The organism is Alteromonas sp. KC3, assembly GCF_016756315.1.
GTDB lineage: Bacteria > Pseudomonadota > Gammaproteobacteria > Enterobacterales > Alteromonadaceae > Alteromonas.
Genome location: NZ_AP024235.1, coordinates 3,951,327 through 3,963,128 on the forward strand (window position 1 = coordinate 3,951,327; position 11,802 = coordinate 3,963,128).

At 43.3% G+C, this 11,802-nt stretch carries 10 protein-coding genes; 4 read left to right on the plus strand and 6 right to left on the minus strand.

The window, feature by feature from the left end; all coding sequences use genetic code 11:
* Positions 1 to 122: 122 nt before the first annotated feature.
* From JN178_RS17430 to JN178_RS17445, 4 genes are all read left to right on the plus strand, one after another.
* Positions 123 to 1,514 carry a M28 family metallopeptidase gene (locus JN178_RS17430; protein ID WP_202262605.1) on the plus strand — a complete coding sequence of 464 codons (1,392 nt, stop codon included), beginning with the start codon at positions 123 to 125 and terminating at the stop codon, positions 1,512 to 1,514.
* Positions 1,515 to 1,569: 55 nt separating this feature from the next.
* Positions 1,570 to 2,631, plus strand: coding sequence for a substrate-binding periplasmic protein (locus tag JN178_RS17435; RefSeq protein ID WP_202262606.1), 1,062 nt, complete (start codon positions 1,570 to 1,572; stop codon positions 2,629 to 2,631).
* Positions 2,632 to 2,865: 234 nt separating this feature from the next.
* A complete protein-coding gene (locus JN178_RS17440; protein WP_202262607.1) occupies positions 2,866 to 3,345 on the plus strand; it encodes a nuclear transport factor 2 family protein in 480 nt (159 codons plus the stop codon).
* 109 nt (positions 3,346 to 3,454) lie between these two features.
* Positions 3,455 to 4,285 carry a helix-turn-helix domain-containing protein gene (locus JN178_RS17445; protein WP_202262608.1) on the plus strand — a complete coding sequence of 277 codons (831 nt, stop codon included), beginning with the start codon at positions 3,455 to 3,457 and terminating at the stop codon, positions 4,283 to 4,285.
* Position 4,286: 1 nt separating this feature from the next.
* Here the strand turns inward: JN178_RS17445 and JN178_RS17450 are convergent, their stop codons facing one another.
* From JN178_RS17450 to JN178_RS17475, 6 genes are all read right to left on the minus strand, one after another.
* Positions 4,287 to 4,889 carry a TetR/AcrR family transcriptional regulator gene (locus tag JN178_RS17450; protein ID WP_202262609.1) on the minus strand — a complete coding sequence of 201 codons (603 nt, stop codon included), beginning with the start codon at positions 4,887 to 4,889 and terminating at the stop codon, positions 4,287 to 4,289.
* Positions 4,890 to 5,397: 508 nt separating this feature from the next.
* Positions 5,398 to 6,750, minus strand: coding sequence for a S41 family peptidase (locus JN178_RS17455; protein ID WP_202262610.1), 1,353 nt, complete (start codon positions 6,748 to 6,750; stop codon positions 5,398 to 5,400).
* Positions 6,751 to 6,843: 93 nt separating this feature from the next.
* Positions 6,844 to 7,377: an acyloxyacyl hydrolase gene (locus tag JN178_RS17460; protein ID WP_202262611.1), complete on the minus strand. Its 534-nt coding sequence runs from the start codon at positions 7,375 to 7,377 to the stop codon at positions 6,844 to 6,846.
* Positions 7,378 to 7,572: 195 nt separating this feature from the next.
* Positions 7,573 to 7,914 (minus strand): glutaredoxin family protein, encoded by a 342-nt coding sequence (locus JN178_RS17465; RefSeq protein ID WP_202262612.1) that lies wholly within the window; start codon positions 7,912 to 7,914, stop codon positions 7,573 to 7,575.
* Between the two features lie 106 nt (positions 7,915 to 8,020).
* Entirely contained in the window at positions 8,021 to 10,723 is a 2,703-nt protein-coding gene (locus JN178_RS17470) for an ATP-binding protein (protein ID WP_202262613.1), read from the minus strand.
* A gap of 157 nt (positions 10,724 to 10,880) precedes the next feature.
* The gene (locus tag JN178_RS17475; protein ID WP_202262614.1) at positions 10,881 to 11,729 is read right to left on the minus strand and encodes a PEP-CTERM/exosortase system-associated acyltransferase; all 849 of its coding nucleotides are present in this window, start codon (positions 11,727 to 11,729) and stop codon (positions 10,881 to 10,883) included.
* Between the last annotated feature and the right edge of the window lie 73 nt (positions 11,730 to 11,802).

Consider the following 11,802-nt stretch of genomic DNA (forward strand, 5'->3'; position numbering starts at 1 on the left):
AAGCCGGCGTCCTGCCGGTTTTTTCGTTTTGTATTGCGATAACTAACTTATTCACACGTTTACTCTAATTGTTCGTTTTCGCCGTATTCGTTATGGTTAAAACACAAACAATGGAGAAAACAATGATAAGAAACCATCCTAAATCGGTATTACCTACTCTTTTAACCGCACTGTGTGCCTCATTTCTGCCGGCCTCGTTTGCACAAACAAATAATAGCGAACAATCTCAATCGCTTTACGATATTGCCAACGCCATTTCACCGGCGCGAATTGAAAGCGACATTACTACCCTAGTGAACTTTGGCACGCGTCATACGCTCTCTGAAACAGAGTCGAATACACGTGGTATCGGTGCTGCAAGACGTTGGATAAAGGCAGAATTTGAAAAGATATCTGCTCAATGCGGTGGCTGCTTAGAAGTGTATTTCCAGTCTGAAGTTATAAGTGGTGAAAAGCGTATTCCAGACCCTGTTGAGGTGGTGAGCGTCATTGCGATTCAGCGAGGCACGACTGATCCCGACCGCTACGTTATTATGTCTGGTGATATCGATTCACGCGTATCTGATGTGATGGACTATACCTCTGACGCACCAGGTGCAAATGATAACGCGTCAGGTGTTGCGGGCACATTAGAAGCTGCACGGGTGCTAACACAGTATAAATTTAATGGCAGTATTGTCTATGCAGCGCTTGCCGGAGAAGAGCAAGGTTTGTTTGGTGGGCGCATTATGGCTAACAAGGCCAAAGAAGATGGCTGGCGCATTAAAGCGGTATTGAACAACGACATGATTGGCAACATCGAAGGTGTTAATGGCGTTATTAATAATACCACCGCGCGTATTTTCGCCGAAGGCACTCGCGTAACCGAGACAGAGTCAGAAGCAAGACGCCGTCGCTTCACCGGTGGAGAGGTAGACTCACCAAGTCGAAATCTAGCCCGTTATATCGACAAAATCGCCGATCAATATATTGAAAATCTAGACACTATGGTGGTGTACCGATTGGATCGCTTTGGTCGTGGAGGTCATCATCGTCCTTTCAATGACTTGGGCTATCCGGGTATTCGCATTATGGAGACAAACGAAAACTATACTCGACAGCATCAAGATCTGCGCACAGAAAACGGCATTGTTTATGGCGATACGCTAGAGGGTGTGAATTTTGACTATGCGGCAAAATTAACGGGGCTTAACGCGGTGTCGCTAGCAGCAATGGCGTGGGCACCCAATCCTCCAGCCAATGTCACTATTGAAGGTGCCGTTCAACCGTCAACAACGCTGAAGTGGGATACAATAAGTGCGACGCAAAACCCTCAGCTAAAAGGTTATAAAGTGTATTGGCGCCATACCGATGCGCCGCAATGGGAATACAGTAAGTTTGTAGGTAAGGTAACAGAGGCAACACTTGAGAATATTGTTATCGATAATTACTTCTTTGGCGTAGCCAGTGTAAACAACGATGGCATTGAGAGTGTTGTGGTATACCCGGGTCCTGCGGGAAGTTTTGGTGAGTAACCGCATCGCATTGGATTAAACCTTTGTTGTGCATTACAGTGTAGTAAAAGCATGTATGCAGTACGGAGACATCATCTTGCCTAGCGTTTCACTGACTCGTTCATCGCGCATTTTTATTAAAACAATGTCAACACATCGCCGTGTGTTGACCGCCTTACTGCTAGCCGTGTCATGCCTTATGCCAAAAGCTGTGCTCGCTGCGACTACATTGGCAGCATCGCCGTTTGAAACTTACGTAAGTGATGACGGCGAACCTGCTAGGCTAAACGCTATTGTCAGTCATGCGTTTGCGCAAGCCAATTTGAGCGTTGATCTTCAGGTGATGCGCGACGCGTTCTTGGGCAGTGCCGTGTTAACTGGCAAAGTAGACGGTAATTTTGCCTACGTGAATTTAGGTGAGAGCACCGATGACTTTTTCATCTCTGACATCTACTTACCGATACATCTATATGCTGTTAGCAAGCGTTACGATGTCGAAAACGTACGACTGTTTCCCCATTTAAAAGATAACCGCGTAGCAATTGAAAACCGATTTGCTAATACGCCCACCTTTCGCGCACTAAAGGAAATAAAGTGGTCACGAAACCCCACCACTTTCGACGCGTTTCGCCAGCTTGCTGATGATAGAGCGCCCTACCTCATAACAACTAAACTGCTAGCTGATGAATTTAACTTGCTGCTGGCCAATGACAGTGAAGAATTGCTGCACTTTTCTGCTAAACCCATGGTAAAAACCGGCTTTCAATTGGCGATCAGAAAAACAGCAAGCAATGCACAGCAAACCATTACCGCATTTAACGACGCCATTGTTGCCCTGCAAGATAATGGCACGTACAACGTACTGTTGAATAAACCTTGGTTAACCAAAGATATCGATAATGATGGTGTGGCTGATTATGTCGGCGCGTCGTCCGTAACCCGCCGTTCCCATTCGGTAGAATATGCGTTCTCTCTTGACGGAAAGCCAGTGTCAGCAAAAAGCCGCTTTTATATTGATGGGATGCAATACGCCACTATTGAAGATGCACAAAGTGCACTTACCCTTTCTGACACATCGTTACAGCAAGAATCTCAACTTGACGCAACCATTTATCGAAACCTCATTCGCAAATGGTAGCGGCAACCTTTAGTATCACGCCTTAGAGCCCAGCGTTTACAAGCATATATCCACACTCGCTTCTTAAATCAGTTTACTCCAATAAGTGCCTATACAACGTTAGAAGGCGCTTTCTGCGCCTTATTTCTTATTTAACCATTTTTTGGCTAAGTCTTAGCAAAATAAAGTGTATACAGATCTGTCTACTTTAAACTAGAATTAAGTTGTTCAATAAAACACCAAAGAGACCTTCTTATGAGCACAAGTGAAGAACAACGTCACCCCCTTCCTCCTTTTACGAGAGAGAGCGCTATTGAAAAAGTGCGCCTTGCTGAGAATGGATGGAATGGCCGTAATGCAGAAAAAGTATCACTCGCCTACAGCGAAAATACCCAGTGGCGCAATCGCTCTGAATTTATTAGTGGTCGTGAAGAGGCTAAACGCTTTTTAGAGAGAAAGTGGGTAAAGGAACTTGATTATCGTTTAATCAAAGAGTTATGGGCTTTCGAAGAGAACAGAATAGCCGTGCGCTATGCGTATGAATGGCACGATGACTCGGGAAACTGGTTTAGATCGTATGGTAACGAAAACTGGGAATTCAACGAGAATGGACTCATGACAAATCGCTACGCTGCACTGAATGATGTACCAATTTCAGAGTCGGAGCGCCTATTTCATTGGCCGCTTGGCATTCGTCCAGATGACCACCCTGGCCTTTCAGAGCTAGGCTTGTAAGCAGAGTATAAAGTAGACAGACAAGTACAAATTCATTCTTAAGCTGTCGTGGCGATGCTCGCTACGGGAATGGGGTTTGATTAGTCAAACATTGATTGCGAGATAGATTATGAAAGATATTAGCGAGTTACTCACCCAACACTCCTTTGACAGCTCTATTAATCACGTAGGCCCATTAGCTGGCATTAAACACTTCAGTGGCGCAGGCCAGCTACACCTTTTAGAGAAAGGTGCTGTTAAGGTATACCGCCAAGGTGGCAACGAGGTACTCTTAGATAAGCCATCGCTTTTGTTTATGCCCAAACCCGTTAAGCATCATATAGAATCTATCAGCGATGAACCTGCGCAACTTATCAGTGCGAGTATTAAATTCCATGTGCCAACACCCACTTTGGTGTTGAATGCACTTCCCGATGAACTCTATCTTGAATTAAGCCATGACAATGCTATTTCATGGACAATAAAGTGGCTTCTTGACGAAATACGTGAGCATCGCTTTGGAAAGTCGACCATGATTGACAGATTAGGGGAAATGTTCATGTTACAAGTGTTGCGCTATGCAACAGAACATGGACAACTTCACCAAGGTACGCTGCTTGCCATTAATCACCCGCAACTGTCAAAGATTATCGATGCAATTCACGCTGATCCTGCGCGCAATTGGACACTGGAATCATTAGCTCAACTAGGCGCGATGTCACGGTCAAAATTTGCAGAGTCGTTTAAAGACGCAGTAGGACAAACTGCTAATGACTACATTACGTCCCTGCGATTGGCTATGGCTCAGAAGCTTCTTAAAGCTGAAAAGTCCGTTAATTATGTGGCATATGAAGTGGGGTATGAACACGGCTCAGCCCTTGCGCGCGTATTTCGCAAGAAGTTAGGGGTATCGCCAATGCAATGGCTGCAGCAAGAAAACAATCAATCGCTAGTCGCTTGATTTATCCACGCTGGCGCTCTGTGCTCTGCGCCCTTAGCAGCATAAGCGCCATATCTTTCGCTATTTCACCGGCTTCTGCAAGGTTCGTTGTATGCGCACTAACAATTGCACCATCGGCAAGGAGCGCTAGCTTAATCGCGGTCTCCTTCGGCTGTTTAAGTGGTAAATTACCAATTAACTCTTCAATGTATTGAATGACCACTTTTTTATGCATTGTGCATATCGCATGGATGGGATCGTCCTGTCGCGGATACTCAGCCGACGCATTAATGAACATACACCCTGAAAACGTCGACATTTGCGTCCATTCTGTAATAGCATCAAAGAAGGCTAGAATTCGGCAATAAGGTCCCTCATTGCTTTCTGTTTTTTCGAATTTAGCCACCAAGCGTTTAAGCATCGACATAAATTCATCATCTCGACGCTTAAGCGTCGCAATAATTAGCTCATCTTTTGATTTAAAATGGTTGTATAGCGTTCTTTTAGCAACACCTGACTCCGCTAACACCGCATCGATACCAGTACCTTTTATTCCCTGGCGATAAAACAGCTTTTGTGCCGTTTCGACCAAATGTGCTTTCTTTGACTTCTTGGTAGTATCCATTGTCCCTCTCTAAAGCATACTATTATGTATACTAAGAACGGTTAACACGCTTAATTATTGCAGCTTTTACTAGAGCGTGTTGACCTTTGCGGTACACTTTTTGTTCATTCCAAGCGAGTATCAGGCAATGAACGAGTTGCGTGGTTTGGTTATTCCAAATTAGCGACGAGTAAAGCCGCATGAGGCTCGCTTGGATGAACCTTTCAGGCAGCAATTGTTTAGCATTTATACTGCGTCTGCGCACACTTATGTAGATGGCTACACGACGTGTGCACTTCCTTGTCTAAATGCTAAACACTTTGCTGCAAAAACGTACGGCAAAGATCAACACGCTCTAATGTTAAACTTATACCATTATGTCTACTTTAGATAGCGGCAATCATCGATAAACGAGTTTATTACCCGTCGCGTTCACCTCACCTCGTTTAATTAAACGACGCCCTTCATGCTTTGCGAGAGTAACATGGTATGCCGATTATCTTCTTTTAGAAGGTGCAATAGAGAGTGTTTATATACACTGCTGAACTACGTCAGGCAGTTCAATATCACAATATCCAAAGTCAGGGACTACGGGTGTCATTTGCTTTGCACCACTTGGTCTAATAAGTAAAAAGCGAGGAGATATCATCTGCAACCCACTGTGTGCCAATTGAGTAAACTGTATTCCACCACTTTGTGTACTTCGCCCTCCTGTTGGATTTCCTACTAGCTGAGCAAATCCGTAATCCTGTAAGGTATTGGCGAAGACAATAGAAGACGAGTAAGTACCGGTATCAATAAGCACTGTCGTTCTACCCCGAAAGAAGTTTTCGAGTTTGAGTTCTGGTTGAATTCGACGGGTATTTTCACCTCGCTCGATATTTCCTACCAGTTGGCCGGGGTCTCGATATTTCAGTAAAATTTTAGACTCATAAAAGGAGAAATGGCGATAGGGCTTATCTGCTATGTAACGAAGTATGCCGGCCATCCACATATCATCATTGCCACCGCCATTATTGCGGATATCGATAATGAGATGACCGATATTTCTGCGCCTAATTTCTGCAAAGGTACTGTCCATGAATTGGAGAAATTGTGTTATGTCGTCCCATGCAAAAGTGTTAAGCGTTAGTAGCGCCGTCTCGGCATCGTAAGTCACATTAAAGACCTCTTCAAAAGTGTGCTTTTTAAGATGAGTAGGGATTGCTGCTTTAGCATTTACGGTTATCTTTTGCGTTTCTGCTTTGTGAAATAGTTCAATATCAAACGTTTGATGCGGACCATAGGTCATAAAGAAAAGGCGGTTGAATTGGCTTTGTAAGACGTGACCTCGAAACTGTGGTGTATCTCCGTGTGTATTGACCAACAGTTTGTTTAGAATGCTCGTTGCACGTTCACCATTTACTGACTCAATTCTAGCGCCTTTATATTCACTCGACTCTTCAGACAAATCTCGCACGATAAATAGGCTTCCATCTTTTATATCTATTTCAAATGGAAACAGCGCTGTGCCTTCTGTTATCCATTGGCGCCACTGTTTTGAGGATCCATGGCCCACCTTTATATGTCCATCTGCGAGTATTGAGTTAAGCGGTGCCATTTTTTGCCACAACGCAAGAGCGGATAATGGCTCAACTATACTGGCCTTTATGCGTGCATACTCATCGTAAAACACATCCACATTCTTAATACTGTGTGTGAGATCGGGATGTGTCTGATGCAACCAATCAAACCATTGCTCCATGTCACTGTGTGCTTGTTTGGCGGTTAATTGTTGACTAAATGGAGTGTGCTTTGTCGTTTGCGCATTCAATACTGAGCAGTTAAGTAATACACCAAAACATACAATCACCTTGAGCATGTACCAGCTTTTCTTAGACATTTATTTTTAATTCCTTTTTTTATTTCCCTATTGGTCGTAAAAGGAAATAAAAAGGTTTAAATTCAAGAATTAAAAATATCCGATGTTTCTGCGCTAATAGGCTTTTGAAAAGGAAAAGCTGATAAAGTCGAGCCCAGGATTTGGCTTTTTAAAGCCCGCATTAGAGTAATGAAAATAACGCAACGCGATAGAATACTCTCGCGCCTCGCCAAATCGATAGCCAACACCTAACCGATCCTCGAACTGATAGTGTGTACTCACGTCCTTTCCGGCAAATTCCGTGTCATCAAGTAAAGAAAGGCCAATTCCTACCTCACCGTATAGTTCACCCTCCATACATTCACAAAATGTGTACTGAAGGACCGGAGATATAGAGACAACAAAGTTTGAGTCGTAGTGTTCTGGCGTACCATACTTCCAAAAGTTAACACTACTTTCAGCATACACCTTTATTCTTGGGTCAAAATCGTAGGTCTTAAGGATATCGAAACGGTAGGCGAGTTTTATGCCCTCCACGTCTCCCTCACCTCTTATATAGTCAGCGGAAATTTCACCTGCGTGCGCGCAAGCGATATTCATTGATATGAATAAAAGTGATAGTCGAGCAATGCGATTTAACGTAAACATATTTCACCCCAAGAGTGTTCTCTAATGGGGGAATATTGCCGTTTTTAGCAGTGCAAAACTTATCCATTCGTACGCTGTTTTAGACAAATCGCACCAACTTGTGGGTGATATAGATCGTAACTTACGCACCACATATATTTGTGATGCGTGAGCATCTTTAAAAAATGATATTTGCTTGCGTGTATCTATTTTTTACTAAGCGGGTTTATACTTTTCTATGTATGCAACGATGTCTGCAGACTCATACAACCACTTTACTTTTGAACCTTGCTCGATTCTGAGGCACGGCACCTGACGTTTGCCTCCTTGCTTTATAAGCTCTTCGGCATATGCCGCACGCATTGTAATATCCCTTGTGGCTAGCACTAGCTGTTTCGATTTGAGGTAGGACGCCACATAACGACAAAATGGGCACGTTTTGCGGTGATATAGCGTAAGACCTTCGTACCCGGGAGTCACTTCTGAAGAATTTTTGGATATCGCTTTGGATACCAAAGCATTGCGTTGCTTTTGCCTGCGCTTTTTCAAACTAAACATAGTCTCACCTTTCATTTAAAGGCTTAACCATATCGCACAAAGCACTATGGGCAGCCCCCAAAACGCCAAAAGCTGAGCCCATTTTGCTAATAAACGAAAAAAACGTCTATTTGTACATTTCTAGAATTGTAAGTAATTCCTCTCCATCTACAGGCTTTGAAACGTAATTCGAGAACCCTGCTTTTAAGGCTTTAACGCGGTCTGATGTGTATGCATAGGCGGTCAGTGCTACCGCATCAAGCGATGCTATTTGCTTAATTTCGCTAGCGCGAATTTTAGTAATAAGGCCTAACCCATCAAGCTCGGGCATTCCTATATCGGATAGCAGCAGGTCAAATGCTTCAGGCATATCATTCACTTCTTTCCATGCCAATAAACCATTTTTCACCACGTTAACTCTGGCGCCATTGGATTCCAAGAAAAGCTTAATAAAATCGCGAGCGTCTTGTTCATCTTCTGCAACCAAAATGCGTAAACCTTCTAAGCGGCGCGACTCTGTAAGGTCACTTATTTCAGCATTTTTGGTTTCAATAATATCTTCGTGAAGATTCAATGGTGCAATGGGTAAAGACACGAAGAAAGTAGTGCCCGTATTGGGGCCATCACTCTCAGCGTAAATCTCGCCGCCGTGCATTTCCACTAAGCTCTTTACTATCGAAAGGCCTAGCCCGAGCCCATGTCGGTTGTGCTCGTTTTTACCTTGATAAAAACGTTCAAACACATGGGATAATTGCTCTCGGGTCATTCCCTTTCCGTTGTCTTTAACTCGGAACAAATAATTGGAATGCTCTCGTTTACCCAGCACATGCACAGTTCCCCCTTTTGCGGTGAACTTAAGTGCGTTACTTAAAAGGTTATTAATAACTTGCTTAATACGAAGGCTGTCACCAAGAATTTGAGTGTGTTCGTCATCGCACGCTATGCTAAGTTGAATATTCTTACTGGCAAAGCCAGCCTCAAAAGATTTCGCAACTTCAGAAATGGCGTTAGCGACTTTCAGTGAGTGAGTACTGAGCTTCATGGTGCCCGAGATAATGCGTGATAAATCGAGAATATCGTTGATAAGCGCAGCTTGCGTTGAGGCAGCACGTTTGATCACCCCAAGCGCGTCAGTCATACGATCAATATTATTCACATCCATCAATGCTAAATCGGTCCATCCCACTATCGAATTCAGTGGCGAGCGAAGTTCATGGGAAATGCTCGCAAGAAATTGATCCTTCGCTTTATCGAGCTCTTCCAATTTACTGATTTGCTTATCCAAAGACGCCTTAAGGCTTAACGCATAAGGGATAAATAAGTGATCGAAGCCTTCAATAATAAGTTTGTCGTCTTCTGTCCATTCTAGCGACTCATCAGCAACACTTTGCAAGTACATATCAAACGAATTACGTGGTGTCAGCGATTTACCCACGTCTTTTCGAGCCGCTTCTTTCCCTGCCCAACGTATTGTTTTATCTTTCTGTTCTCTAAACCAAACCGTGTAATACCCCAATTTAGAAGAAACGCACGATATATACATACCGCGGATACCATTCAAATCCCGGGTTTCGCTAACCTCATCACCAAGCCGATTAATCGCAATTGACTGCTCAGAGTTCGCTATAGCAAACTTTTCTAACAGGAAGGCTAATGTTGAATCTGAAGGTGTTTTCCCTGTGGCATAGTTACCGGTTGGCGTAACAACCGCCATACCGCAAGACTCTGTCACTTCAAGCAGTTGTTTTTCTTTTTGCGTTATTGCTTCAAGTGGATTCGAGTAAGTCGTTAGTTGATGAACAATGTTATTGAGCATTCGCTGCCGAATTTGAAACTGCTCTTTTTTCTCGTGTAATGCTTTAGTGTGGAGCTGCCATGCGTAAAGGTGACCAAGCGATTCACACACTAAACGCTTCTTCTGGTCGATGTATCGTGGCGTATTATTATGACATGCCAACAAGCCCCATAACCGCCCTTCAAATACCAAAGACACGGAAAACGACGAACGTATGCCCATATTCTTCAGATATTGAATATGGATAGGCGACACTGAGCGCACCATTGACATAGACAAATCTAGCGGCGGTCTGTCATCGTCGATTAAGCTGGGCACAAGACCAATTGGACTTTCTTCTACGTCGTAAACGCATCGCACTCTATTTCGAAGGTATAGCTCTCGTGCTTGCTTTGGAATATCTGAAGCCGGAAACTTTAATCCTTTAAAAGAACGAGCATCGACGTGGGTAGCTTCGCCAATGACTTCTCCGCAATAGGCTTTATCAAATTTGTAAACCATTACTGAGTCGAACCCGATATAGGATTGGAATACACTTGCTATAGCATCGGCAACATCGTTGATAGACTCGCAATGTTCTACGTCAGGCAATAGTGGACGAATATCCACATCCATTGGCACCCATTGTTTCGCCGCTTCGTAACTCAGTTGTGGTGTAGGCTCAAGTTCAATGACCAACAAGCCATTAGAGTCAAATGCAACACCACTACCCTCTTTTTCCCAGTCTTCTAGGTGTAGAGCATTTTCTGCGAATTTCCACTGATAAGCACGACGCGTTTTACTGCTGACAACAGATTGGTGAATAGTTAAAAAGGTGTGCGCATCTGGGGAGGGTATATCGATAAGCTCTGTAATGAGCGTTTCACCGGGAATAATATCAACCTTGAAGAGTTGAGATATATTCTCACTGACAACCTGAATTTTTTTGTCGTTCGGGTTTACCGCGATTACATAGCCAAAGCTTTGGACACTTTCAATAAGATGAATAGCCTCGTCTTCACAATTTTGTAGTGTTGCTTGTTCTCGTGTACCCATTACAGTGCCATTTTACTCGTTTCTTTCTATGGTGAGGTAGATTCCAAAATACGTCAATTAGTAATTATCCTAGTACACCACTTTTTCTCAATGCAATTATACACTTGCAGTGAATATTAATTTTTTTGAATAGCATTAAAACCTTATGGCTTTAATGTTATCGAAGGCGCTTTTTTATTTCTTTTACAATTTGTTGATGATTTAACGATTGATCAATGGACTCAAATAACAAATTGAACCCTCTACTCAACTTAAACGGAATTGTCTTTACTCTGACGTAAAAGGGTGCTCGACGCCCAAAATAGTCTGTTTCAGGGCCGACTTGCTCAAGCGGAAAGCCGATAAATCTGAGACTCTTTGCCAAACGAGGTTCAACCATAATAAAAGCATGATTAATATTGTTTTTTAGCAATACCGACATCGCAGTAAAGTACAAACCGATCGCCACATAGGGGTAGCATTGAATCTCGTTTTTGAGGGAGCGTGTTGAGCGGCGAGTTTTCTTGTACTCAGATTTAACGTGCTTACGCCGAAACTCTCTGGGTACGGCAAGACGAGAAACCTCAGCTATTTTATCTTGCCGCAAATCATCAGGGCTAATGTCTTCTTCGTTAAATCCATTTTCTAAATAATGTTGCATTGGAAGCTGTTGATTTTCGTTTTCAGGCCGCACTACTCTGACTGTGCCGGCGAGCTTTCCTGTTGGCCGATGCTGCAAAAAACAATGAATAGAATATCTGTCAAATTGATCTGTCTCTAGTAGCGTTTCTCGGCGTCGCTCAAGTCCCAATTCTTCGCTGAATACGTCGTGACGAATAGAGAAAGTACTATTTCTTTCTTCTTCGGTTTTAGCCACTTTCGGCGTAAAGATATGAGGAAAATGCTCACTTATCTCTCGCACTTTCTTATCAGCAACGTTAGCCATAACTTTTTTGACAACTGGACCCGCTAATAGGCTCGATAATCCTTTTTTGAATTTCTTTTTAGATGTTGCTTTAGTAGCCATAAATACAATCCGATATCCGATTTGAGGCTTTGTGAACTAGGAGGGACCCAAAGTGAAAATGATTATCGCCCTT